Annotated in this window: 22 protein-coding genes and 1 pseudogene; 10 read left to right on the top strand and 13 right to left on the bottom strand. The window is 42.1% G+C overall.

Annotated features, from left to right (window positions below):
- The first annotated feature begins 58 nt into the window (after nucleotides 1–58).
- The 3 genes from C7H79_RS06035 to C7H79_RS06025 all read left to right on the top strand — a co-directional run bounded on the left by C7H79_RS06035 (nucleotide 59) and on the right by C7H79_RS06025 (nucleotide 2775).
- Nucleotides 59–1990: an ATP-binding cassette domain-containing protein gene (locus C7H79_RS06035; RefSeq protein ID WP_106706394.1), complete on the top strand. Its 1932-nt coding sequence runs from the start codon at nucleotides 59–61 to the stop codon at nucleotides 1988–1990.
- A gap of 101 nt (nucleotides 1991–2091) precedes the next feature.
- Nucleotides 2092–2418, top strand: a complete 327-nt coding sequence (locus C7H79_RS06030; protein ID WP_242447168.1) for a c-type cytochrome — start codon at nucleotides 2092–2094, stop codon at nucleotides 2416–2418.
- Between the two features lie 27 nt (nucleotides 2419–2445).
- On the top strand, nucleotides 2446–2775 hold the full coding sequence (locus C7H79_RS06025) for a c-type cytochrome (RefSeq protein ID WP_106706393.1): 330 nt from the start codon (nucleotides 2446–2448) through the stop codon (nucleotides 2773–2775).
- Nucleotides 2776–2858: 83 nt separating this feature from the next.
- On the opposite strand, the gene C7H79_RS06020 is transcribed toward C7H79_RS06025, so the two are convergent.
- Genes C7H79_RS06020 through aat form a run of 6 tightly spaced genes read right to left on the bottom strand, consistent with a single transcriptional unit; the run spans nucleotide 2859 to nucleotide 7107 of the window.
- Entirely contained in the window at nucleotides 2859–3299 is a 441-nt protein-coding gene (locus C7H79_RS06020) for a DUF1841 family protein (protein WP_106706392.1), read from the bottom strand.
- 13 nt (nucleotides 3300–3312) lie between these two features.
- The gene (nth, locus tag C7H79_RS06015; RefSeq protein WP_106706391.1) at nucleotides 3313–3945 is read right to left on the bottom strand and encodes an endonuclease III; all 633 of its coding nucleotides are present in this window, start codon (nucleotides 3943–3945) and stop codon (nucleotides 3313–3315) included.
- Nucleotides 3942–4628 (bottom strand): electron transport complex subunit RsxB, encoded by a 687-nt coding sequence (gene rsxB, locus C7H79_RS06010; protein WP_106706390.1) that lies wholly within the window; start codon nucleotides 4626–4628, stop codon nucleotides 3942–3944. Before rsxB ends, nth begins: the two co-directional genes overlap by 4 nt.
- On the bottom strand, nucleotides 4625–5662 hold the full coding sequence (locus C7H79_RS06005) for a quinone-dependent dihydroorotate dehydrogenase (protein ID WP_106706389.1): 1038 nt from the start codon (nucleotides 5660–5662) through the stop codon (nucleotides 4625–4627). The genes rsxB and C7H79_RS06005 overlap by 4 nt, the downstream gene beginning before the upstream one ends.
- Before the next feature lie 41 nt (nucleotides 5663–5703).
- Nucleotides 5704–6411, bottom strand: a complete 708-nt coding sequence (locus C7H79_RS06000) for an arginyltransferase (RefSeq protein ID WP_106706388.1) — start codon at nucleotides 6409–6411, stop codon at nucleotides 5704–5706.
- Between the two features lie 18 nt (nucleotides 6412–6429).
- Nucleotides 6430–7107 carry a leucyl/phenylalanyl-tRNA--protein transferase gene (aat, locus tag C7H79_RS05995; RefSeq protein WP_106706387.1) on the bottom strand — a complete coding sequence of 226 codons (678 nt, stop codon included), beginning with the start codon at nucleotides 7105–7107 and terminating at the stop codon, nucleotides 6430–6432.
- 139 nt (nucleotides 7108–7246) lie between these two features.
- Here aat and C7H79_RS05990 point away from each other — a divergent pair, with 139 nt between their 5' ends.
- The gene (locus C7H79_RS05990; RefSeq protein ID WP_106706386.1) at nucleotides 7247–8164 is read left to right on the top strand and encodes a hypothetical protein; all 918 of its coding nucleotides are present in this window, start codon (nucleotides 7247–7249) and stop codon (nucleotides 8162–8164) included.
- 362 nt (nucleotides 8165–8526) lie between these two features.
- On the opposite strand, the gene C7H79_RS05985 is transcribed toward C7H79_RS05990, so the two are convergent.
- Complete coding sequence (locus C7H79_RS05985) at nucleotides 8527–9162, bottom strand: exopolysaccharide biosynthesis protein (RefSeq protein WP_106706385.1); 636 nt, start codon at nucleotides 9160–9162, stop codon at nucleotides 8527–8529.
- Between the two features lie 503 nt (nucleotides 9163–9665).
- Between C7H79_RS05985 and C7H79_RS05980 the strand changes: the two genes are divergently transcribed.
- The gene (locus C7H79_RS05980; RefSeq protein ID WP_106706384.1) at nucleotides 9666–10487 is read left to right on the top strand and encodes a class I SAM-dependent methyltransferase; all 822 of its coding nucleotides are present in this window, start codon (nucleotides 9666–9668) and stop codon (nucleotides 10485–10487) included.
- 155 nt (nucleotides 10488–10642) lie between these two features.
- On the opposite strand, the gene C7H79_RS05975 is transcribed toward C7H79_RS05980, so the two are convergent.
- The 3 genes from C7H79_RS05975 to C7H79_RS05965 form a co-directional block, all read right to left on the bottom strand.
- Nucleotides 10643–11563, bottom strand: coding sequence for an alpha-E domain-containing protein (locus C7H79_RS05975; RefSeq protein WP_106706383.1), 921 nt, complete (start codon nucleotides 11561–11563; stop codon nucleotides 10643–10645).
- A gap of 2 nt (nucleotides 11564–11565) precedes the next feature.
- On the bottom strand, nucleotides 11566–13020 hold the full coding sequence (locus C7H79_RS05970) for a circularly permuted type 2 ATP-grasp protein (protein WP_106706382.1): 1455 nt from the start codon (nucleotides 13018–13020) through the stop codon (nucleotides 11566–11568).
- A 428-nt stretch (nucleotides 13021–13448) separates the two neighbouring features.
- The gene (locus C7H79_RS05965) at nucleotides 13449–14462 is read right to left on the bottom strand and encodes a glutamine synthetase beta-grasp domain-containing protein (protein WP_106706381.1); all 1014 of its coding nucleotides are present in this window, start codon (nucleotides 14460–14462) and stop codon (nucleotides 13449–13451) included.
- A 716-nt stretch (nucleotides 14463–15178) separates the two neighbouring features.
- Between C7H79_RS05965 and C7H79_RS05960 the strand changes: the two genes are divergently transcribed.
- Both C7H79_RS05960 and C7H79_RS05955 read left to right on the top strand, forming a co-directional pair.
- A complete protein-coding gene (locus tag C7H79_RS05960; protein WP_106706380.1) occupies nucleotides 15179–16000 on the top strand; it encodes a transglutaminase family protein in 822 nt (273 codons plus the stop codon).
- Nucleotides 16001–16267: 267 nt separating this feature from the next.
- Complete coding sequence (locus C7H79_RS05955; RefSeq protein WP_106706379.1) at nucleotides 16268–17017, top strand: proteasome-type protease; 750 nt, start codon at nucleotides 16268–16270, stop codon at nucleotides 17015–17017.
- Between the two features lie 3 nt (nucleotides 17018–17020).
- Here the strand turns inward: C7H79_RS05955 and C7H79_RS05950 are convergent, their stop codons facing one another.
- Nucleotides 17021–18106: a zinc-binding metallopeptidase family protein gene (locus C7H79_RS05950; protein ID WP_106706378.1), complete on the bottom strand. Its 1086-nt coding sequence runs from the start codon at nucleotides 18104–18106 to the stop codon at nucleotides 17021–17023.
- Nucleotides 18107–18683: 577 nt separating this feature from the next.
- Nucleotides 18684–18887 carry a cold-shock protein gene (locus tag C7H79_RS05945; RefSeq protein ID WP_106706377.1) on the bottom strand — a complete coding sequence of 68 codons (204 nt, stop codon included), beginning with the start codon at nucleotides 18885–18887 and terminating at the stop codon, nucleotides 18684–18686.
- A 413-nt stretch (nucleotides 18888–19300) separates the two neighbouring features.
- Here C7H79_RS05945 and C7H79_RS17880 point away from each other — a divergent pair, with 413 nt between their 5' ends.
- From C7H79_RS17880 to C7H79_RS05935, 3 genes are all read left to right on the top strand, one after another.
- On the top strand, nucleotides 19301–19450 hold the full coding sequence (locus tag C7H79_RS17880; protein WP_172592369.1) for a hypothetical protein: 150 nt from the start codon (nucleotides 19301–19303) through the stop codon (nucleotides 19448–19450).
- A gap of 611 nt (nucleotides 19451–20061) precedes the next feature.
- Entirely contained in the window at nucleotides 20062–22227 is a 2166-nt protein-coding gene (locus tag C7H79_RS05940) for a metallophosphoesterase family protein (protein WP_106706376.1), read from the top strand.
- A gap of 121 nt (nucleotides 22228–22348) precedes the next feature.
- The gene (locus C7H79_RS05935) at nucleotides 22349–22753 is read left to right on the top strand and encodes a hypothetical protein (RefSeq protein WP_242447167.1); all 405 of its coding nucleotides are present in this window, start codon (nucleotides 22349–22351) and stop codon (nucleotides 22751–22753) included.
- 89 nt (nucleotides 22754–22842) lie between these two features.
- Here C7H79_RS05935 and C7H79_RS18795 read toward each other — a convergent pair.
- A pseudogene (locus C7H79_RS18795) lies at nucleotides 22843–23247 on the bottom strand (transposase); the annotation flags it as partial.
- Nucleotides 23248–23852: the final 605 nt, after the last annotated feature.

The following is a 23852-nucleotide window of genomic DNA, read 5'->3' as shown; positions in this document are numbered from 1 at the left end:
TCCTGTTGCTTATCGAAAAGCAAATTCTAATTTTCCTGCAGAAAAATAAACCTCACTGATGCCACTCATTACACTGGATAACGCCTGTTTGGCTTTTGGCCATCATGCCTTGCTGGATCATGCAAATCTGCAACTGGATCCGGGGGAGCGCGTAGGATTAATCGGCAGAAACGGCGGGGGTAAATCGAGTTTGCTGCGGTCCTTGGCGGGAGAAATCAAGTTGGATGACGGCAAACTTTGGCGCGCACCCAATTTAAAGCTGGCTCATGTTTCACAAGAACCACTCTTGAATCCCGCCAATACTGTGTATTTAGAAGTTTCAACCGGTTTGGGCAATATTAGCCAGGTATTGCTCGATTACCATGCTGTCTCGCATGCGTTGAGTGAAACAACCGGCGATACCGAGGCATTGCTGATTCGGTTGCAGGATTTACAAAGTACTTTGGAAGTGGAAGACGGATGGAGCCTGCAAGCAAAAATTGAAACGGTAATCGACAAACTGAATTTGCCTGCGGATACCTTGATTGAACATCTTTCCGGCGGCTTGAAAAAGCGCGTGGCTTTGGCACGTGCACTGGTGATATCACCGGATGTGCTTTTGCTGGATGAACCCACCAATCATCTGGATTTTTCTTCGATTGAATGGCTGGAAGGATTATTGCAGGATTTCTCCGGTAGTGTTTTGTTTATTACGCATGATCGCCGTTTTCTGGATAATGTGGCGACCAGAATTATCGAACTGGATCGAGGAATTCTGGAAAATTTTTCTGGAAAATTTAAAGATTATCAGCGTAAAAAAATGGAAAAGCTTGAAGTTGAAGCGACACATCAACAGAAATTCGATAAAGTGTTGGCACAGGAGGAAGTCTGGATACGTAAAGGTATCGAAGCGCGGCGCACACGCAATGAAGGTAGAGTAAGAAGATTAGAATCGCTGCGTTTGGAGCGCACAGCAAGACGGGAAAGTGTCGGCAAAGCCAATATCAGTGTCGATATCGGCGAGCGTTCGGGTAAATTGGTCGCTGAACTGGAGCATGTCAACAAAAATTATGGTAATAAAATAATTATCAAAGATTTCTCTTGCCGAATCATGCGAGGTGACAGGGTGGGATTATTGGGTCCCAATGGCGCTGGAAAATCGACCCTCTTAAAATTAATTTTGGGAGAGTTACCACCGGATTCCGGCGAAATTCAGCAGGGAACCAAACTGGCGGTTGCTTATTTCGATCAAATGCGTGAACAGCTTGATGAAGAAATGGTTCTGACCGATACCATCAGTCAAGGCTCTGACTTTATCGAGATTAACGGTAAGCGCAAGCACGTCATCAGTTATCTGGAAGATTTTCTTTTTCCTCCGGAGCGTGCTCGTTCACCGGTCAAATCACTGTCGGGAGGAGAACGTAATCGTTTGTTGCTGGCACGTTTATTTACACGACCCGCCAATGTTCTAGTGCTGGATGAACCCACCAATGATCTGGATATTGAAACACTGGAATTACTGGAAGCCTTGCTGCAGGACTATACCGGCACGCTATTTTTGGTCAGTCATGATCGTGAATTTCTTGATAATGTGGTCACACAAGTAATTGCATTTGAAGGAAATGGAAAATTGTGTGAATATGTTGGCGGTTATGAAGATTGGATTCGTGCCCAACAATTCGAAGATAATATCAATCAACAAAAAATATTATCCAAACAATCAGACACTCCTCCAGCCAGTATTTCCAAACCAGCCAGACCTGTTCAGACTAAAAAATTAAGCTATCAGGAAACAAGAGAGCTTGCAGCTTTACCTGCTAGAATAGACGTTTTGGAGCAAGAACAAGCAAATATTATTTTACGCTTGAATGAATCAACGATCTATCGTGATCATCCGGACGAAGCGAAGGCATTTCAATCACGTCTTGATACGATTGAAAAAGAACTGACAGATTGCTTAGCAAGATGGGAAGAATTGGAATCAAAATCTGCCACAAGTTTCAGTACCTGAGATAACCATTTCCCTATAAACAACATGGACATACTTACACTTTTCATTGACCAAACCGAGCGTATCGTTTAAAGTTTAACTTTTGAGAGAAGGAGGATTAGATGAAACACAAATTGATTATGAATTTATTACTTGCCATGAGTATGCTCCTGGCATTTACAGGTGTATCTCAAGCAGAAGGAGATGCGGCTGCGGCAAAGGACAAACTTTCAATGTGTGAAGGTTGTCACGGAATTCCAGGGTATAGGACAGCTTTTCCAACAGCTTATAATGTTCCCAAATTAGGTGGACAGCACGCAGAATATATCGTTAAAGCATTAGAAGGATACAAAAACGGCACACGTAGTCATCCGACCATGAATGGCTTGGTTCAAACGCTATCGCAACAGGATTTCGCAGATTTGGCTGCTTATTATTCTAAAAATTAATTAAGATATTTACGCAAGGAACGAATTATGAAGAATTATGTAATTGCCGCATTAAGTGCAGCAGCCTTAATGCTATCTAGTCAAGCAATGGCTGCTGATATTGAAGCTGGTAAAAGTAAAGCAGCTGAAGTATGTGCATCATGTCATGGTGCGGATGGAAATAGCCCTGCACCAAATTTCCCTAAGATTGGTGGACAGTATAGAAGTTATTTGGCAAAAGCGTTGAAAGATTACAAAACCGGTGTACGTCAAGATCCTATCATGTCTGCAATGGCCGCTAATTTGAGTGCAGCAGATATTGAAAACTTGGCCTTTTATTACTCAAGCCTGCCGGGTACTTTGAATTCAAACAAATAAAGCAGAAATATTTTATAAATTTATTTGCACCTAAAATTTTAGGACGGGATAACACCACAAACTGTTTGGTTTTATCCCGTTTTTTATTGAGCTGATGAACCTAACTGCTTATCCAGACAATCAATATAAATAGTTGCATCTGGTGCAGATTGGTTGCGCTGCGCCTGCCAAATCATTTCTGCAAGACAACCCATTACCTGATGAGCGGCGTCGTGTTCGTTTCCGGTTTTCTCCTGCAATCGAGTAAATCGCTCACAAATGCCTATCGGCTGATTAATCGACAGCTGTTCTTTGATCGCCACATGCATGCTCATGTGCAAAAATGGATTCGTATCACCCATTTCAGGCAAATAATCCTTATCCAAATAGCGATCGACATCATCAAGTATGTCGTGGTATTCCTGGTGCTGCAGTATCACTTCCAACACAATTGCTTCAATCCCGGATAAGATTTCCTGCTGCCGATATTTCCGCCACGTATCAAAAAATAGTTGACGTGCTTGCTCTCTAGATGGTTTAAACATAAGATTGCTAAGATTAAATATTTTTATCCTTAAATTCACACAGATGATTTATTTTGCAAGCTGAGCACTCTGGTTTTCTCGCCTTACAAACGTACCTACCATGAAGAATCAGCCAATGATGTGCATTCTGACGAAATTCTTTAGGTACTACTTTGAGCAATTTCAACTCCACCTCGAGAACATTTTTACCAGGTGCAAGCCCGGTACGATTTGCAACCCGGAAAATATGAGTATCTACAGCTATAGTTGGTTCACCGAAAGCTGTATTCAAAATCACGTTGGCGGTTTTGCGTCCGACACCGGGTAATTGCTCGAGCAGTTCTCGCGTTCGCGGTACTTCGCTGTGTTGCTGCTGCATCAACAATTGACAGGTGGCCAGGATATTCCTGGCTTTAGTTTTATATAAACCAATACTTTGTATACATTCCGTTAAGCCGGCCTCACCTAAAGCAAGAATTTTATCGGGCGTGTTGGCTTGTGGGAATAATTTTCGTGTTGCAAGATTAACACTTTTGTCTGTAGCCTGTGCAGAAAGTATGACTGCAATAAGCAACTCGAAAGGTGACCGATATTCCAGCTCGGTGGTAGGATTGGGATTGGCTGATTTCAGGCAAGCAAAAATTTCACGACGCTTGGCTGAGTTCATATGGTTTTTCTGGAATTCAGTCTGGTTGCTGTCTGTTCGCGTATTGCAGCCGCACGCTTGAGCGCAGCTGCAACAATAGTTTGTTTGCGAGCTTCTGAATTTACTTGGACAGCTTGTGGCGATTGCACAAATTCTTCGGTGTGCGACTTGTGATCAGCTTGTTTATCACATGCAATTCGTTGCAGGCGGTATTGGTAACGTGAACGCGCTCTATCTGCAGCCTGTTTTTTAATGATATCCACGGGCAGGCTCACCGAATCCGTTACTTTATTATTTATTGAAATCATGTGGATGCAATCCATCGGACACGGTGCAATACACAAATCACAACCCGTGCACTCGTCTGCGATGACTGTATGCATTTGTTTGGGAGCACCAACAATCGCATCGACAGGACACGATTGGATGCAGAACGTACAACCAATGCACAGACGCTCATCAATCCAGGCAACTAATTGATTGGATCTTGGATAACCATGTGTCGTATTGAGTGGTTTAGTCGGAATACCCAATAACTCAGCAATTTTTTGAATACCTTGCTGCCCTCCGGGTGGGCATTGATTGATATCTGCATGACCTTCTGCGATAGCTTCTGCATAAGGTCTGCACCCAGTAAAACCACATTTTCTACATTGAGTCTGCGGCAAAATCGCATCTATCTTTTCTATCAGCAGTTGATTCATTGTTGCAAATGATAGTCTTCTGAATCAACGCAAACCGCTTTGGCAATATCTTTAACCAAACTAGGTCCATAGTATATCAAACCGGTATATAACTGAATCAGGCTGGCACCGGAATTTAATTTTTCCTGCGCATCTTCTGCTGATAGGATGCCACCGACACCGATGATTGGAATAGCATCCTGCAAAAAATGGTGCAGCTGCTGTATTACCTTGGTAGCAAGCTGAGTCAATGGAGCTCCACTAAGTCCCCCGCCTTCCTGTGCGAGCGGCAGGTGCTCAACACCAACTCGTGAGATTGTAGTATTAGTGGCAATCACACCATCTATACAATGTTTCAGCAGTAATTTAGCAATCGATTCAATTTGCTTGCCATCAAGATCAGGCGCGATTTTTATCACCATCGGTACATATTTTCCATGAGTTTGAGCAAGCTTCGTCTGTTCAGATTTTAGATCGCCCAATAACTGATCAAGGGCATCGGCAAATTGTAACTGCCGTAAATCTTTTGTATTTGGCGATGAAATATTAACCGTCACATAATGAGCATGACAATAAACTCTCTGCAAGCCGATCAAATAATCATCAGTTGCTTTTTCTAGTGGAGTATCAAAATTCTTGCCAATATTAATGCCCAGTATGCCTTGATAATTCGAGCGGGTGATGTTTTCCACCAACTGATCGACTCCATGATTATTGAATCCTAGACGATTGATGATCGCGTTTGCTTCGGGCACACGGAAAATACGAGGTGTTGGATTACCCGGTTGAGGTCTTGGCGTTACGGTGCCTATTTCAATGAAACCAAATCCCATTGAGGCGAGAACGTCCAAATGTTCACCGTTTTTATCCAGGCCGGCGGCTAGTCCGACAGGATTGGAAAAAGTTAATCCCATCACGTTTCGTGGCTGACAAGAAATAGCAGCATGCTTCAGCAAACCTAATCTGCTGGCTTGTTCAATTGCGCTGAACGTAAATCTGTGAGCAAATTCCGGGTCTAACTTAAAAAGTAATGGGCGAAGTAGTGTATAAAGCATACAGAATTTTATCCTGAACCAATAACTCATTTGAATGCATTTCAAGAAATATTACTGCTGTCCAGTAATTGCCAGCGACCATTAATCAGAACTTCGAGTGATTTGAAATTGGCTTTGTACTGCATTTTTCGATTTTCTTTGATCCAATAACCAAGATAAAGATAGTCCAGACCAAGCTGCCGGCATTGTTCAATCTGCCATATGATATTGTAGGTGCCGAAACTTGCATGAGCGATATCCGCGTCAAAAAAAGTATATACCGATGAAATACCATCGGGCAGAATGTCAATAATACTGATCATGCGTAACTGCCCTGCTTCATGGAATTCTATTAATTTGGAATTCACATAGCTTTGCAATAAAAAATTGTTATATTGCTCACGGCAATCATTATCCATGCCACCCCCCAAGTGTCGCTTGAACTGATATCGTTGATAGAGTGCATAGTGCTCAGGTTGGTAATGCAACGGATGTTGTATCGCTACTACGTGCTGATGTTTTTTCCAGGCACGACGTTGTGCTCGCTTGGAAGTAAAAGTTTTCACATTGATGCGCACTGATTGACAAGCCTGGCAATGCTCGCAGCATGGGCGATAGATGTAATGTCCGCTGCGGCGAAAACCCGCCTGGATTAATTCTCCGTAAGTCTGTGTATCAATCAGCTGTTCTGGCGTTGCAATTTCCGAACATGCCAATCTGTCAGGCAAATAACTGCAGGAATAAGGATTGGTGGTGTGAAATTTAAGCACGGGTAAATTATACTCAATCTAAATACGTTCAAAGTTCCATTTGCTACCAGGTTTAGATCCAATTGTAATTAAGGCGTCCAATATTTGACTAAATTCTGTTCTGGAAATTTCTTGTGCACCCAAGGATGCCAGATGATCGGTTCTAACTTGGCAATCTATCAGACCAAATTGCCAGAATTGTAACTGTTTTACCAGATGTACCAGGGCAATTTTTGACGCATCCTGTACGCGCGAAAACATTGACTCGCCAAAAAATACCTTACCCAGGGCAACTCCATAGAGTCCTCCAGCAAGCTCACCATCAATCCAGGTTTCCACACAATGCGCTAATCCCATTTCATGTAGCGCAGTATAAGCAGCAACCATTTGTGGATGTATCCAGGTGCCTGCCTGACCTGCGCGCGGTGCTGCACAAGCTAGCATGACCTGATTAAAGCTGCAGTCCGTGCGAATTTCATAATGAGCGCTTTTAATGGCTTTCCGGAGTGAGCGAGAAATTTTCAATTTGTGGGGAAACAGCACCATGCGAGGATCCGGGCTCCACCAAAGAATCGGTTGATCATCATTAAACCAGGGAAAGATACCTTTACTATAAGCCTCAAGCAAGCGATGCGAAGTAAGATCTCCGCCAACAGCCAGTAACCCATTAGGCTCTCTCAGAGCATCTCCCACGGGGGGGAACGAGAAACGAGTCATAACATTAAATATTAAGAAATTAAAAAAACTGATTGCTCTTATCTTGATACAGATCAAGATTGCAGTAATTCTTTTCTTTTATGCTGCCAGCATTGATTAATCGCAGCAGCCAAAAAATAAATTTATAAAGAGAGATTATATGAAGTTTTTTTTACAAAAGGGAAAATCAACGGCTGATTTTGTAATAAGCGCTTCGCTATTAATTATTTTTTCTACAACTACGACGCAAGTAAATGCGCAAGATGCCGCAACTCAGCGCATCAAACAGCTGGAAAATACCCTGCAAGAAATTCAGAGTGAGTTGAACAGAATGAAAGCTGAGTCGATCCGAACGCAAGAAATTCAAAACGAATTGAACAAAGTGAAAGCAGAATCGGCCCGAATCACGCAGAAAGTTGAGCAGATTCAGTCAATCAGAACCTCACAAGAAAGCATCTATTCTGAAAGTATGAGCGAGAAAAGAATTATGCTGTTTTTCCGTGGCGGCTATGCCAGGAGCGATGCACATCGTAATGGCGTATCGATCGAAAGTCGTGTCGCACCGGTTGGCGCGCAGGAGCAAGCAGACCGGCATGCGTGGTATACCGGCGCGGGATTTGATTTTCAACTGACCAAGGATACCTGGGGGTTCATACCTAAAACTGAGATAGACGCGGAGTTAATGTTTGAATATAAACAATTTGGACATGGGATTCAGGGTAATGCGCTGGCGAATGAGCCCACTCAACTAGCGGGGGGCGCATACAATTCTCGGGGAGTGACAGTCAATCAATTTACCTTGACCGCATCTCCAAAAATTAAATTTAATCATTTTGCGCATTACAAAATCAGGCCCTGGATAATTCCTGCTGGCTTAGCGATACACGTTGTCAGCCCGCCAACTGAATCAATCACCGTACTGGAACCCAGCATTATGTTCGCAGGCGGCGTTGAGTATAACATCTGGAAAGATTTTTTCATTGGCGCGGATGCACGTTATCAATTTGTAACGGGGTCGCTGGATGGCACAAAAATTGGCGGCATGTCCGTCGGCGGTTATGTCGGTATCGGTTTCTAGAACAAAAAGTAAGCTTATATCAGTGTATGAGCAGTCAATTACTAGAACAGCTCAGATTCTTATAATTCTCTGATTTAGATTCGAGTTTTGATCGTTCGTTACCAAAAGAGTATCGATGTGTAACGGAGCCTTGACGCCTCACTAATTTCTTAGTGGGGTGTTTTTTTATGATGAGATTGAGCCAGTTTGTGGTGTACAAATACCAAACCAACTTTGCCAGCAATCGCTGAATAGTTCGATGGCACATGGAAAACACATAACAATCGATAATTTGAACTCGAATTGTGAATAAAGCAAGGGAGTAAGATCAATTGCTTTGTAATTTGCAAACATCAAAGAATGTACCAATTCATTCAGTCACGCTAGTAAAACGTCGGCAAAGACATACCCATCCAGAGCAGCGCAAGGATAATCATGGTAATACCAACACCTATAGTGCCAACGATCATCCCGATGAGGATGGTGACGCCATCTTTACTAAGCAAGCCTAATGACATGATGAGAATTCCCCAGCCTGGTGGAAAATTAGTCAGAGGAATAGGAAGTGCGATAGATAAAGTAAAAACGAATGCAAAAATACCAATAATTCTTTCCCAAGTATGTACGCTGATATAGGTCAATCGAGGTTGCAAGCGTTTTTCAATTTTTTTGAGCCAGGGACTAGCCTTAACGATCATTTTTTCCATGCTGGACCGCTTGATTTCTTTATTTTCTATCCATTCAGGCAACCAAGGTGCCCGCATGCCTAGCATCATTTGTACTGAAAATATGAAAAGTGGGATGGAAAAAAATGTTGTGTACCCAGGCGGCACAGGTACGGGAAGACAAAGCGGCAGGGCAGCAATAGCCAGTAACACACCGAAACCACGTTCGTGCAGGGTGTTCTTGATCTCTCTCACCTTCAGGGTGTCGCTGCGATAAACAACGACCACGTTTTCCAGCAATTCAGATGTAGATCGTTCATTTTTGTTATTGCTGTTATGGTTGTTATCGCTCATAGAGAGTTTCCTTGAGTTCCATATCCTGTCAAACAATAGCGTCTGGCATATTAATAATAAGCGACGCACACGATTTAAAATTTCCTAAGCATCTGCGCTCTGAATCTAACGGATAAGTACTCCAGCAAAGGAAGAACATCTCGAATATTAAGGTAGATTATGGCGTCATCATTGGCTATTTGGAAGCCTTTCATTATTGTACACATCCCTGCTCTCGAAACAGAGACCTATTTCATGGCGCCGGCTGGTTTAAGATTAATTGGGTGATTTAGGACGCAGGGATAAGACCATACTCATTCAGATGCATATATCTTCGGGACAGAGCTCACATAACATATAAAATAATCGAGCCCACAGCTATGGAGCTGGCGGAATTTGTGATTGAACTTTAGAAATGGTGATGGGATGGTATGATTTACTTGTTGTTTAGACCTGTAAACGGTAAGATGCAATCCAGCTCACACTGATCCTATTAGCTCTCATGTCGTTGAATCAACTGATCTATGCTAACCAATAAATTGACCATTGACTACCCGGTAGGAAGGCCTCCAAGATATGCTCTAATGGACAAGCCTCATCCCTTATTGGCAGCCAAGCTAGATAGGCATCGCCATGTCTATAAAGACACACTCCAGGTATGTTTGGGTTATGCACAGAATTTAAAAACGATTGAATGCAGTGATGATCCGGAAGGTACGAAACCTTACTGGGTCAATGGTTTCATTCCGGGGATGGACGGCACAACCCTATACAGCATGACCGCGAACCGTAAGCCGAGGACTTTTCTGGAAATTGGATCAGGCAACTCTACACGCTTCATCGCTAAAGCCATACGGGAACATAGCCCAGCGACAAGATTGATTTCAATCGACCCAGCTCCACGAGCCTTGTGCGATAGCCTATGCCATGAAATCCATCGCAGACCTTTGGAAGAAATAGATTTATCTATATTTGATCAGATTAAAGCAGGCGATATCATCTTTATGGATGGCTCGCACCGATGTTTCATGCATACCGACACTACTGTTTTTTTTCTCGATATTTTACCGAAACTGCCACACGATGTTTGGGTTGGTATCCATGATATCTGCTTGCCTTTTGACTATCCAGAAAGCACTGTGGATTGGTTCTGGTCGGAGCAATACTTACTTGCTTGTTATCTGCTAGGTGATTGTCCTTGGCTGGAGGTCATCTTGCCAAGCGTTTTTGCTTCGGTAGATCCTGAGCTATCAAACATTCTCAAACCTCTCTGGTCAAACTGGCCTCCAGGAGCAATCGAGCAGCATGGCAGTATTTTTTGGATGCGTATTTGTCGAAATAACTGAGTTAAGCGTTATATCACCTGCAGGAAAAAAAGCAGCCGTTACCCCAAAAGTTTCTGCAGGGAGTGAGAGCTTAGTCATTGGAGCCGTGTGTCAGTACTTCACAGTCTGATCTGACAATGACGCAATGATTGTCAGATTAAATTGCAACTTATAGATTAAAAATAGGTTTTATTAATACCGTTATGAATCTTGATTATCCCGAGTTGTAGCTCGTCAATAAATTCATGTAGTTTCCCCTGATTAAATGTCTGGAGTTTGGAGTTTTGCAGTTTCTGTTGAAGCTTGGTGATTAACGGTAATGTTTTTTCGTTACGTGGCAAATTCACCAAACAATTATGCACCTGACATATGGCGTGATAAAAAGCACGTGGAAAGCGCTCTTCTTGCAACAAGAATTTCAGAACATCCGGACGGCTTATGCGCAGACGCATTTCACGACGGTACATTTGGTAAGCGCTGAGTGACTTGAGCACACTGACCCATTGTAAATTCTCAAATGGGGATAAAGCTTCCGACATGTCCGGCAGTAGTGTGGCGGAGCGAACATCAATAATACGTGTTGTCATATCAGCACGTTCCAGGTTACGCCCCATGCGCAGAAAATCATAGCCTTCATCGTGGGTCATAATCCCAGCCAGCATACCGCTAATGGTTTGTACACCGAGAATGATAGAACGTAAATAATCATAGCGATGTCGCTGTGTCTGTACACTTCTCGCATTAGTTTTTGCGTTCAAATGAAGTGCATTAACCTGCTCCCATACCTCACGCGGAATAATGTCACGAATGGTCCGAGTATTCTCACGCGCCATGTTAAGTGCACAAAGGATAGAGTCAGGATTGCGAAGATCAGTAACCATGAAACGTATCACACTGCGTTCATCTGCTTCTTCATATAAGCTGTAAAAATAGTCATGACGGCTTGTAATATCGACGATGGGCTCCCATCCCAATTTCACCCGTTTTGGCAAATCAAGCAACAAGTGTGTATTGACATTGATCAAACGTGCAGTATTTTCGGCACGCTCCAAGTAGCGTGCCATCCAGTAGATTTTGTTGGCAACTCGAGAAAGCATGATTAAACTGTCTCCATATCAACCACCCAGGTATCTTTACTACCCCCGCCTTGTGAGGAGTTAACAACTGTTGAACCCTTACGCAATGCCACACGTGTCAGGCCACCGGTTGTAACAACGGTCTGCTTTCCACTCAAAATAAAAGGACGCAAGTCCAAGTGACGCGGCTCCACGCGATTGCCTACCAAGGTGGGTGCGGTAGAAAGCGTTAACATCGGTTGTGCAACATAATTACGCGGGTCACGACGGATCAGATTTACAAACTTATCGCGCTCTTCCTTGCCGGCTTGTGGACCGATGAGCATGCCATAGCCGCCCGATTCATTGGCTGGCTTAACCACCATCTGATGAATATGCTCAATAACATGTTCGCGTTCCTGCTTATCGATGCATTTATAGGTAGGGACATTCGGTAAAATGGCGTCTTGATCCAAATAATATTTAATCATTTCTGGCACAAAAGCATAGACTACCTTATCGTCGGCCACACCGGCCCCGGGTGCATTGGCTAGAGCAACTTTCCCAGCTTTCCAGGCACGCATGATTCCCGGCACACCCAATAAGGAATCAGGTTGAAATGCTTCCGGATCAAGAAACAAGTCATCAATGCGACGATAGATTACATCTACCCGCGCAAGGCCTTCGATAGTACGCATGTACACAATGTCATTCTTGTCTACAATCAGATCACTACCCTCGACCAACTCCGCTCCCATTTGCTGCGCCAAATAGGCATGTTCAAAATAGGCAGAGTTGAAAATACCCGGTGTCAGAACAGCAATTTCAGGCTGCTCTCCGGATCGTGGTGATAACGCTGCCAATGTGTCATATAACTGCGAAGGATAATCATCAACAGGCAGGATATTGTATTGATCAAACATTTCTGGAAACAAACGCTTCATTACCAGGCGATTCTCCAACATGTACGAAACGCCTGATGGAACACGCAAGTTGTCTTCCAGCACATAAAATGTGCCATCTTTGTCTCGTACCAAATCTGAACCACAAATATGGGCCCAGATACTCAGTGGCGGATTTATACCGACGCATTCCGGGCGAAAGTTTTTAGAATCTTTGAGCAGTTCATCTGGGAAAATCTTATCCTTGACAATGTGCTGATTATGATACAGATCATCAATAAAAAGATTTAAAGCCTGAACACGCTGCTTGAGGCCTGACTCTACTTGTTGCCATTCTTTTTTATCGATAATACGTGGAATAATATCAAACGGCCAGGCACGATCAATAGAGCCTTCTTCTTCAGTATAAACAGTGAATGTGACGCCCATAACATGGATGGCGGATTCTGCTGCCAGCTTATACTCCTCAATATCTTCGTCTTTCAAAGTACGCAAATAACTGCACAAAGCCTTTGCAGCCGGGCGTGGCCTCCCACTAGCCCGCAGCATTTCATCATACAGATTTTTTACCTTGTAACTTCCCCAGCGAATAGCCATTATGTTCTCATCATATAAAATCCAATAAATGAAATATACTTTTCTTTCATATGTATAATTTCAAAATAGCACGCATTTAAAGCAAAATACAAATGTGCTGTGTATTATTTATTCTTTCATTCTTCCATATTCCATATTTCTTAGCGCTCAGCACAGATCGCAATTCATTAATAGTTAAACGATAGCCGATAAAGTCGTGAATATATTAAATATGATTATTCGCAGCGTCTGTTCTATTGGGAACCATGATTTATTAATTTCTTATTAAGATGTCGTCGCTCACTACCAATCCAAAAGCAAACGTTGTGGTTAAATATGTAATAGTACGCTGCAAAGCGCACACGACTCATCAAGAAAGTCCTTCATAAGCAGGGAGCAATCAATAAAAACCATCAACGATTATTTCTTTGCTCTTTATATCTTTGTTCTTACAGCTTGACAGATTTAACCGTTTTAATAATCCTTGCTGCTATTTTGTAGGGGTCGCCGTTGGAAGCAGGCCTTCTGTCTTCTAGCCAACCTTTCCAGCCGTTCTGTACTGTAATAATGGGTATCCTGATGGATGCTTTCCTATCAGAAACACCAAAACTAAAAACATGGATCGACGCGGTTTCATGTTTACCCGTTAAGCGTTGCTCATTGAACTCTCCATAAACAGCCAGATGTTCTTCGGTAACTGACCGGAACGCTTCGCAAATTTTTTCATAAGTTTCTTGAGAACCACAGGTTCTTAAAGTCGTGTTAGAAAAATTGGCATGCATGCCAGAGCCGTTCCAATCCCCTTTTATGGGTTTTGGGTGATATTCAATATAGTAGCCATATTTTTCAGTTAAACGATCCAATAAATATCGGGCTATCCATATCTCATCTCCTGCTTTCTTAGCTCCTTGAGCGAATAGTTGAAATTCCCATTGTCCACTGGCCACTTCTTGATTAATACCTTCGAAATTAAGTCCGGCGGCAATACATAAATCCGCGTGCTCTTCAACAAACTTTCTTCCATGTGTATTCTTTCCACCAACAGAACAATAATACATGCCTTGAGGGCCAGGATAACCGCCAACAGGGAAGCCTAATGGCAATTGTGTATGTTTATCCATAATGAAATATTCTTGTTCAAATCCAAACCAGAAATCATTTTCGGCATCATCATCAATTCGTGCTCTGGAATTAGATTCGTGTGGTGTTCCATCAGGGTTCAAAACTTCAGTCATGACCAAGAAACCATTAATTCTGTCTGGATCCGGAAAGATTGAAACTGGTTTCAGCAAACAATCCGAAGATCCTGCAACCGCTTGTTTAGTCGAGCCGCCATCAAAAGACCAGACTTGGCAATCTTCTAATTTACCGCTGAAATTATCTACCACTTTTGTCTTGCTTCTTAAGTTAGCCGTTGGCTCATATCCATCTAACCAAATGTACTCTAATTTAGATTTACTCATAAATTGCCGATTCTTATCCTTAACGCTGGGGAAAAATATCTTCTCTACTCTGATATAACCTAAGTAAATTATTATTTCTGCAGGAAATAAAGTTCATTATGTCTAAACAAGGATTTGATGTCCGAACAAGCTGCCACAACAGAAATTGGATATAAGTGCAAAAAGCATGTATTAGGGTTTTTTACCAGAGAAGCATCTGAAATTTTTTAGATTAAAAAACAAATACTTTAATTCTAAATTACTGTAAATAGAATTGGTTGTCAAACCTATTTACACGTATTAAAAAATTATTAATACCTGCACAACAGTATAAAATCAAATCATTAAACATATTTTAATATGTATTGGATCAAATTGACTAAGAGGGAACATAAGTGCATGAAGATTAATCATTACATTATAGTATCTTAAATTCGTTCTCAATCTTATCCTTAGCATTTGATGCACTTGAATTTTTGCTAATGATGTAGACTGTTTGATACACACGGCAGCAGGCCACACTGAGATACACGAACTCAATAAAATATCGCGAGTATGGCTCTGCAGTTAAAGCTTATTATTGCCTTGAATTACCACGAGAAAATGAGAATTCTGACCATTAATTCTGGCTTATCGATTAATTTTCGGCTCTCACGACTCACAAATCAGATGCCATACCACAGAAGCTTTGAACAAAGCTTTTGCAACTTACATAACCCTGAGTTAAAGGTTACTTGATGCGGTTACATATACACCACATAACTCGTTACCACTATGATGATTCCGTTTTTCTTGAACCTCATTATCTTAATTTTTACCCTCAACATCGATCTTACTTGCAAGTTGAAGCCTTTGATCTCAAGGTAGACCCCATCCCAGACGGACTCTTTCCCTTATTGAATATTGAAAATTCATTACAATATCAATGCTGGTTCAACAAAACCGTGAAGTGTCTGGAGATTAATGCATCCATTAAGGTGCATTCTACTCAATTTAACCCTTTTGGTTTCTTTTTAGACATGAATGTTATGGAAATGAACAATCAGGAACACTTTGGCTACTTGAGTATCAATCAGCCCATATCATCTGAAATGCAAGTAATGTTACTACCCTATAAGGCGCTGCCATTTACTGAATTACTGACATCAGTAAATGAAATTCTGCAATTGATCAACCAGCAATGGAGTCATACGGTAAGATATGCTGAAAACATACATGAACCTTCCGACTGCTTTCAAAGAAAAAACGGATCATGTCGCGATTTATCATGGATGATGATCACAATGCTTAGATATCTGGGAATTCCAGCCCGCTTTGTGAGTGGATACGCCTTCAATCCGGAATTGGGAGAGGGTCACGAACTGCATGCCTGGGTGGAATTCATAGCACCTGGAGCAGGATGGATAGGCGCAGATCCAAGTGCCGGTATTTTTACCAATGAAGCATATATACCCGTTGCTGCCAATAAAGACCCAAAGAAAACTTTACCCGTGTATGGCTCTTATCGAGGCAATGTCAGTTCACGATTGGAAACGGAAGTAAAAATAATCGAGCTCTAAGGAATTAACAGGCCATTGGAAAACGTTTTCTAGGCAACTGCTACAAGGCAAAAACAGGTGAAAAAGCGCAGTTTATGCTTAATAAATGAGCATTTTGAGCCTGTTTTTAACACCGTAGCAACAACGCAGATAGTTTTTTCAACGGCCTGTTAAAATGCTTTCTCTACTGCAGCACCGTAACAATTTTTTCACATGGATAATGTCCGGTTTCAGGTAACACAAATTGTGAGATAACCGCTCTGATTTATTTATTTTTATATAAAAACTATGACTTATTGCCTCGCTATCAGCGTTAATAAAGGTTTGGTATTTGCTTCTGATTCAAGAACTAATGCTGGAGTTGATTATGTAACCACTTATAGCAAAATGCACACATTTGTCTGGCCTGATGAACGCATTTGTGTACTGCTGACAGCCGGCAACTTAGCCACATCGCAAGCAGTGCTAAACAATATTCGAACTGATTTGGAAAAACCAAATGCTAAAATGAACATTCGTAAGGGCCAACATCTATATGAAGTGGCACACTATATTGGCCAGCTCAGCCAAAAAGAACAACGCCAGCATGCAGATGCAATGGAAAAAAGTACTAATGGTGGGTCTGAGGCAAGTTTTATTTTAGGTGGGCAAATTGCTGGGCAACCTTCAGAGATTTTTTTGATTTACCCGCAGGGTAATTACATTAGCGCTTCACCTGAAACACCTTATCTGCAAATTGGTGAGAACAAGTACGGCAAACCGATTCTGGATCGCATCATTACCCCCACCACTTCAATCGAAGATGCTGCACGTTGTGCGTTAGTATCTGTGGAATCCACTATTCGCAGCAATATCTCTGTAGGCCCACCCATCGAACTGGCAATGTACACCAGTGATACTATTCAAGAACCCTATCATTTAAAGCTAACACTCAACTCACCCATGTACAAGTCAATGCAGAAACAATGGAATGAGGGTCTGCGCAAAGCCTGCGATCGTTTACCTCGCTTCGAGTGGGAAAGCACAAGCCAAGAGTGAGTACTAGCTCATTTCGGATATGATTTGGTGAATATATCGAAGTTTGTTTAACGAAGTATCGGAAATTATGAATGGATAGGCATCGTCCATACCCATACTTCGGTTAAGTGCATTCAATGCAACGGATAAACGACACCAATCATCGAACAGCTCGTCAAACGAAGCGGGAGTAAAATAACCACTACTCATTTGCATATCGTTTATTAGGGGTGGAGAAACATCATGACCATGGATTCTAAATCCAAAGTCATGCGCCGTTTCGACAGTATCCACCATATGCAAATAATGCGCCCATGTCTCTGCCCAGTCTTCCCAGGCATGCGTGCTGGCATAGGCACTAATCCAAATATCCCGCCAGAATGCTGGCGGGCCCTGATCATAGTAGGTTCTTAATGATTGCTGGTAATCTAATCTCTCATCACCAAACAGTCCACGAAAACTATTGACTCTGTCTGTTTCATTAATCAATAAATCCCAATAATAATGTCCGGATTCATGTCTGAAATGCCCCAGCAAAGTACGATAACGTTCATTCATTTTGTCACGCATCTCTATACGGGAACCGTGCTCTGCTTCTAGCAGGTTAATAGTGATCATGCCAGAGTTATGGCCTGTTGCAATGCTATGCCCTATGGTTAGTTCATTGCTGAATTCCCCTTGTGCAGTCTTATCCTGCAGGAACTCGAAACCCATTCCTTTAAACGGATCTTCTTCTCGACTCACTACCGGCAAATTCAGGTTATACAAGGTATAAAGGAGGCGCCGTTTGGCAATTTCAACGCGATACCATAATGTAAGATTCTGTGCTTCATTGAGATTTGGAATAACGTGGTTAAGGCGACATGAAACGCATAAGACGTGCTCATCACGAACTGGCACCATCCAATTACAAACACTATAATCCACATTATTCTTACACAAACGATAGTTTTGGTTATTAAGCAAAGCCAACCAACTACCATCCACAGACGGTTCCAACGCACTGAGTTGACTTTCATCAGGCAAATAACCGACCATCCGATTGCAGGAAAAACACTGATTATTTTCAAAATGCAGATTATTTCCGCACCGGCACTGGAAAGTTTTCAAGCAGACATCCTATATCAAGCCGAGGACTAAGATTATAGATTACAGCAAAATTCTAAGACAGTATTTATTGATAATAGATAGCGTTTGCCATTGATTTCTCACGCTGTGGTTACACAAGAAACTAAAATAAAAAGCGCTTTACTTATTGTTGATTTTGGCTGGAGCTGAATCAGTAGCCAAGGAATTATGAGACGCAATCATTAAATCTGTGCTTTTAGCAAAACAACGACATACACAACGTTCGCCGCTGTTAGCTATTTGTTTCACTCGTCAGAATCAATTTAAAACAAACAGCTCAATTCGAGTGATTCTCCAAAACCTATTTGGCATCTTTATGGAAAATATTTCTTCTCACGACTGAGATAGGCATTTTATTATTGTAATATGGATTTGAACTGGAACACGATAATCAAAGTTGAAGGCAATCAAGTGCCTGAGAGGCTGTTTGTTGATAACGACGTGAGAGTTTTGGTACGAGAAAGACTGCATACATGAATCTGATGATCCGCTTGAACTCTTCTAACAAACAAAAAGCCCAGCTCAAAAGAGCTGGGCTTTTTATCAAATCAGGGATTAATCAAGGAGTCTGTATATTAGATGCCTGCTTACCCTTTTGACCTTGCGTTACGTCAAAAGTAACTTTTTGACCTTCTGTTAGTGTCTTGAAGCCATTCATATTAATTGCGGAAAAGTGCGCGAACAAATCATCTCCGCCATCGTCGGGCGTAACAAATCCAAAACCCTTTGCATCGTTAAACCATTTAACTGTACCTGTTGCCATGTGATTATTTCCTTTTTAAAAATAACGGAAAAATTTCCGTAAAACTACTTGAATCGAAGATTGCACATGGAATACCAGTACTGCAAAAGCTTTGAAACAAATACCTTATTGCGTTGTACTCTGATTATAATTAAAAGTCAAGTGAATTCAAAAATAAGAGTTTCCTTAACAAAAAAATACCGAACAAGGACTCAGAAGATGATTCTGTAGTGTAGTGCGAAAATCACCTTTAGGTAGTAACCTGAAAATTAAACAATCCGTTACAGTGCTATTTCCAACAGGTATTTTTCATGGGGCTTATAATTTAGCTTTGGAGGATGAAGATAAAAGAATGCACCGACCATGCCAGTCTATTCATGTGGCAATTATTTTAAAATCGCGTTGCAGAAAGATATTACTAACAGGAGTTACTAATGAAAGTTGAAGTGACCGTTGAACTAGACATCAATCTATTTAAAACCAGTATTGAAGATGTAAAAAAATTATTGGAAGAAATGATGGATCCGAAAAAATTTGATGCTTTGGAAGCAATACGTATAAAAGATATAAAAATAAGAAAATAAATTATTTTCAAGAAGCCCGTGCTTTTCCGAAACTGGATACCCTGACCAGAAACAATCAATCTGTAAAACGATCATGTGATGGTTGATTTATAGAAGACCTGTTAGAACGGATTAATGTCCTTTAGCACGCCGTTGAAAAACGTTTCCGAGGCAACTGACACAAGGCAAAAACAGACGAAAAATCGCAATTTATGCTTAATAAATGAGCATTTTGAACCTGTTTTTAACACCGTAGCAGCAACGCAGATAGTTTTTCAACGATCTTTTAGGGTTTCTGCTGTTATGAGGCCTATCCCAACTGAGATGCTGCATTAAAATTGTATGAAGTTCCTTTTTATTCTATACTTCATACTGTTAAATCGATAATGCAAACAAACCAAATCAAGATTATTTGACCCATACAGTAGATAATCAAGAATAAGAATGACACGATGGACACGCGCTCTTAATGATATTCCAGTTCTAGAGACATACAGAACCAAGACACAAGAACACCCGAACAATGAGTCGAAGATGGATTTGATTAACTTCATGCAAAATAAACACAATTAGCTTTGGAGTCATTAATCTAATAAAGTAGATTTAGAAGTAACAATCAAGAGGGTTTCGTTATGCTGGATCATTTTTTAGGCGGACCGATTTTGCGTCGCACAACGCGGAACCGTATTTGTGTCTGGTTAGCACTTGATAAACCATTCGACTTGTCCCTGGAAATTCTTGACGTCAATGAGCATCTCGTTGGCGCAAGCAAGCAGGAAGAACTCCCTGCAAGTCGCGTCCAACTCGGCGCGAACTTATACATCTACCTACTGTGCGCCTACCCGATCGAACAAATCCCTTTTATCACAGGCACTCCACTGTATTACCGCTTGCTGAACGAACAATCCCATCCGATTGACCTACAAGCGGTTGGCTTGACTTATGAAGATCACAAACACCCGATCTTCCACATCCCCGATACTTTGGTGTCAGTATTGCATGGAAGTTGTCGCAAACCACATGGCAGCAAGGATATTGACACCCTAAGTTTAGGCGATGATCTGCTGGAGAAATACTATCAAAAAAAGCTCGGGAATCGCCCGGATGTACTGCTTATGACAGGAGACCAAATTTACGCGGATGACGTCGCCGCTTCTTTGTTAGAAGTTTTACAGAAACAGGCCGGAGATCTGATTGGCACGGAGGATTACCTGCCGTTGCAAGAATTCAATGATACTGTTAAAACACAAAAATGCTTACACATAAAACTGCGCACTGGAGTCAGGAAATTTCTTAATGGTGCGATGACTCTACTTGGCCAGAAAACACCAATTCCTCCCGAAGGTCCTTTGTTGAATCCGGCCAAGATTCCTCTGGGTGGTCGACAGAGTGTTTTACGTATGTGTGAAGCCGGTTTCACCTCGACTCAAGCGCATAATCATCTGATGAGCTTCGGTGAATTTGCTGCCATGTATCTATTTGTATTCGGCAATGCAAAAAAATGGAACACACCAAAATGGACGGAAATACCAGACAGTCATGTTCCCGTACCCAAAAAAAAGAAACAAGATGCAATCATAGATCGCTCCGAGGCTGTCGAAATATTCAATAAGACTTTGAGCAAAGTCCGCAGGCTATTGGCTAATATTCCCACCTATATGATTCTCGATGACCACGATATCACCGATGACTGGAATATCACTGGTCACTGGTATGATAAGGTACATTCCTCCCCTTTGGGTCGGCGCATCGTCTCAAATGCTCTGGCCGCTTATTGGGCATTTCAAGGCTGGGGGAATGACCCTGATAATTTTGATGCAGACATGATCGACTCCATCACTCTGCAATTGAATAAACACGACCATGATCCTAATATTGGCGAGCGTTACGACTTGTCCACCTGGAAGCACCGCTGTTGGGGATTTTCCATTCCCACCAACCCGCCGATCATCGCTATTGATTCACGAACACAGCGACAACCCGATAACGCCTTCTATCCACCTCGCCTGCTGGATCGATATGCATTGGACTGGCTGCGGGTGGAATGGACGAAACTCAAGGCATCAAAGGATTTTCAGAGCAGTGATAGTAATTTTCCCATTACTCAAGACACATGCCCTTTTTTCATCGCCACTACACCGGTGATAGGATACTCGCCGGTGGAAAACGTTGTCCAGCTTGCATTGTGGGGGATAGGTTATCTAGAAGATTTGCCAGCCATACGTTTCCTAGAGAAACTGTTTGGTGTTCCAGGCTATTTGACAGGAACTGGCGTCGATTTTCTTGATGCTGAAGCGTGGACATCAAATTTGGACGGTTTTACCGACTTGATGGACACCCTATTGCATAAGATGGAAATCAGGAAATGCACATTCTTGTCCGGTGATGTGCATTATTCTTTTTCCGCTACGGCTCGTTACAACAGTAGCAGCCCTTTTTCCTGCGAGCAAAAAACTTTGCTATGTCGGCAATTGAACAGCTCGGCTTTACGCAACAAACCTAACGACAAACAGAGCAAGGCATTGAACGACTTGGAAAAACGGAAAGAAGATCACGCCAGAAATGGCAATTGGTGGCGATTTTATGCCAGTCAATGGAGACTGGAACATACTTTTCTCCAACACACGGGTGAAAATAGCCAAAGGATAGTTTCAGACTGCAATCTAGGCCAAGTGCTGTTTGAAAACGGCGAACCAAGAAAGCATCTTTTGTGGATTTCTCCAGATATGTCCAAAGAGTATATAATTCCGCATTTCAGGGCCATTGATGAATCAATTGAATCGACAGGAAAAACATGATGCCAGCAAGTTCTCTCCCTTGACTGGACTGGGCATATTCAAAGCAAAGCAATCTTTCTTGTCTTTCCCAGATTTGACACAACATTCCTAACTTAACACCGTACAGGCAATGTAGTATAGAATGAAACTGAAAATAACCCCATTTAAATTTGACAGCGATACCGTCAAGTCCTGGCAAGAAGGAACAAACATGTTTCGCTTACTTTTTATTCTTATAGTCATAATATGTATCGCCATGCTGCAAGGTTGTGCTGTACCCAGAGGGAAAGAAGTATTTCTTGCTGACGGAGCCAGAGGATATAACATCTACTGCGGTGGCTCTGGTCTGAATTATAGCAACTGTCTGGAGAAGGCCGGTGACATCTGCGGCACCCGTGGATATCACTTGGTAAATCAACAAGGAGAAATTGTACCCTTCTCCATAGCAGTTCGTGAGTTTGCACCAAACTCGCAGTCCACAACAATCGGATATGTAACGCAGTCAGGATCGACAGTCACCCGCAATCTATTGGTCAAGTGCAAATAAAAAGAGATCCAGTATGGTTCAGAACTTTTGTGCTACTACCACATTGAAGTGGTTCAATAGATCTGGATAGGCCAGTTAAAAGATTTAACTTAATAGTTATTTGCCTCAAAAATTTTAAGTATGCTGAGCGGAAGTTGATTTGTAGTAACAGCGGTACGCAGCAATTGCAGTATCAAAGCGATTAAATCAAAACTGCGATTGAAGCGATAAGAAAATTCTGCAACATACCGGTGCGCGTACTTTGCGTGATTGAATGCGTGGTATGTTCTGCTGAGTGCAGTTTTGCGATTGCCAAGCAGCGTGTTGACCCAGCGAAATTCGGGGTGTTGAACTGCGAGTTTGCCGCTGCCAACAACATGGCATCCATGCTGCGCAACTGTGTGAATCCCAGCCTCGAAACACCATAAACCATCGGATACTGCATGCGCACTAGAAGCCAGACTTTTAGCCGTCCACTGTTTAAGCGCCTCACGCGTAAAAACCACCACCAGTGTTAAAAATACATGGAATGTGGCTTACCATCGCGATTTGTTTGTATCGCTGCCACAAATGGTGCTTTTCTTGCGGGCCCCCGACCGCGTTTCCTCTGGTTTTCGCCTCCCAATAGGCACCATCAATCTCCATTCGTCCTTCCAGACGGCGCTGCTCTTCTCGTAACAGTATAAGTTTGTAACAGCTTGTGCTTGATCAACGATGCCGTTTTGTAACTTATCCCCAACCGGCGTTTAAGTCCCAGAGGGCTTATCGCATTCTTGCCTTGTGTGATCAAATAATCGTCAGAGTAAGTTTGGTGTTCTCAAATACGGTGCCAACTATTGGGGAGGAATGATAGACACAATCCAGGCATTCCCATAACCTGCACCCATTATGGGTGACGGAATAACGGACTCCATCGCACAGCGGCAAACATTTCCAATGTTGTAGCCACTTTGATGCAAATAATACTGCCTCACATTGCTCCTCAGTGCCTTATTGACGCAGAAATTCATGCAACGACATGCCAACTTGAAATTAAATTTTATTCACTGCCATTGTCTTTTCCTCTGAATTTGTTGTGTGTTCTCACTATTCTAAATTTCTCTGAGAAATGTAACTAATC

The sequence above is a fragment of the Nitrosomonas supralitoralis genome, from assembly GCF_003011925.2.
Lineage (GTDB): Bacteria > Pseudomonadota > Gammaproteobacteria > Burkholderiales > Nitrosomonadaceae > Nitrosomonas > Nitrosomonas supralitoralis.
This window is presented reverse-complemented; position numbering and strand designations above follow the sequence as displayed.

Excerpts from the sequence above, each read along its gene's own strand:
- C7H79_RS06035 (WP_106706394.1), top strand. The coding sequence starts at position 59 with ATGCCACTCATTACACTGGATAACGCCTGTTTGGCTTTTGGCCATCAT.
- C7H79_RS06030 (WP_242447168.1), top strand. The coding sequence starts at position 2,092 with ATGAAACACAAATTGATTATGAATTTATTACTTGCCATGAGTATGCTC.
- C7H79_RS06025 (WP_106706393.1), top strand. The coding sequence starts at position 2,446 with ATGAAGAATTATGTAATTGCCGCATTAAGTGCAGCAGCCTTAATGCTA.
- C7H79_RS06020 (WP_106706392.1), bottom strand. The coding sequence starts at position 3,299 with ATGTTTAAACCATCTAGAGAGCAAGCACGTCAACTATTTTTTGATACG.
- nth (WP_106706391.1), bottom strand. The coding sequence starts at position 3,945 with ATGAACTCAGCCAAGCGTCGTGAAATTTTTGCTTGCCTGAAATCAGCC.
- rsxB (WP_106706390.1), bottom strand. The coding sequence starts at position 4,628 with ATGAATCAACTGCTGATAGAAAAGATAGATGCGATTTTGCCGCAGACT.
- C7H79_RS06005 (WP_106706389.1), bottom strand. The coding sequence starts at position 5,662 with ATGCTTTATACACTACTTCGCCCATTACTTTTTAAGTTAGACCCGGAA.
- aat (WP_106706387.1), bottom strand. The coding sequence starts at position 7,107 with ATGACTCGTTTCTCGTTCCCCCCCGTGGGAGATGCTCTGAGAGAGCCT.
- C7H79_RS05990 (WP_106706386.1), top strand. The coding sequence starts at position 7,247 with ATGAAGTTTTTTTTACAAAAGGGAAAATCAACGGCTGATTTTGTAATA.
- C7H79_RS05985 (WP_106706385.1), bottom strand. The coding sequence starts at position 9,162 with ATGAGCGATAACAACCATAACAGCAATAACAAAAATGAACGATCTACA.
- C7H79_RS05980 (WP_106706384.1), top strand. The coding sequence starts at position 9,666 with ATGCTAACCAATAAATTGACCATTGACTACCCGGTAGGAAGGCCTCCA.
- C7H79_RS05975 (WP_106706383.1), bottom strand. The coding sequence starts at position 11,563 with ATGCTTTCTCGAGTTGCCAACAAAATCTACTGGATGGCACGCTACTTG.
- C7H79_RS05970 (WP_106706382.1), bottom strand. The coding sequence starts at position 13,020 with ATGGCTATTCGCTGGGGAAGTTACAAGGTAAAAAATCTGTATGATGAA.
- C7H79_RS05965 (WP_106706381.1), bottom strand. The coding sequence starts at position 14,462 with ATGAGTAAATCTAAATTAGAGTACATTTGGTTAGATGGATATGAGCCA.
- C7H79_RS05960 (WP_106706380.1), top strand. The coding sequence starts at position 15,179 with ATGCGGTTACATATACACCACATAACTCGTTACCACTATGATGATTCC.
- C7H79_RS05955 (WP_106706379.1), top strand. The coding sequence starts at position 16,268 with ATGACTTATTGCCTCGCTATCAGCGTTAATAAAGGTTTGGTATTTGCT.
- C7H79_RS05945 (WP_106706377.1), bottom strand. The coding sequence starts at position 18,887 with ATGGCAACAGGTACAGTTAAATGGTTTAACGATGCAAAGGGTTTTGGA.
- C7H79_RS17880 (WP_172592369.1), top strand. The coding sequence starts at position 19,301 with ATGAAAGTTGAAGTGACCGTTGAACTAGACATCAATCTATTTAAAACC.
- C7H79_RS05940 (WP_106706376.1), top strand. The coding sequence starts at position 20,062 with ATGCTGGATCATTTTTTAGGCGGACCGATTTTGCGTCGCACAACGCGG.
- C7H79_RS05935 (WP_242447167.1), top strand. The coding sequence starts at position 22,349 with ATGAAACTGAAAATAACCCCATTTAAATTTGACAGCGATACCGTCAAG.